Annotated in this window: 1 protein-coding gene; it reads left to right on the forward strand. The window is 47.9% G+C overall.

Annotated features, from left to right (window positions below):
- The coding region (locus HI950_RS37335) for an N-acetylmuramoyl-L-alanine amidase family protein (protein WP_169091790.1) at nt 1-474 on the forward strand (474 nt) is incomplete at both ends.

Genomic DNA, 474 nt, shown 5'->3' on the forward strand with positions numbered 1-474 from the left:
AAAGGGAAAGTAATCGTCATTGACCCCGGTCACGGCGGAGAAGATCCCGGAATGATCGGAATGAAATATGAAACGATAGAGAAAGAGCTTAATTTGAGCACTTCTTTCTACCTCGAGGATGAGCTTCGTAATCGCGGAGCTCGCGTCCTCATGACAAGAACGAAGGAAGAGGAGAAGCGTAAGCTTTCCGATAGGGTGATGATAAGCGAATCCGCTGGCGCGGACGCTTTCGTCAGCATCCATTATAATTCTTCGGAGAAAAATACGTCTGGCATACTTACCTTCTATTATTCGGAAACGAAAGATCGACCATTGGCCCGCGCGATAGAAAACAGACTTGCTGACGGCATCGGCTTGAAGAGCAACGGAATTTCTTTCGGCAATCTTCACGTTTTACGGGAAAATGATACGCTATCTACACTCGTAGAGCTCGGTTTCTTGTCCAACGCCAAGGATGAATCCATCGTCCGCGGC

Source organism: Paenibacillus sp. PL91, from assembly GCF_012935325.2.
Taxonomy (GTDB): domain Bacteria; phylum Bacillota; class Bacilli; order Paenibacillales; family Paenibacillaceae; genus Pristimantibacillus.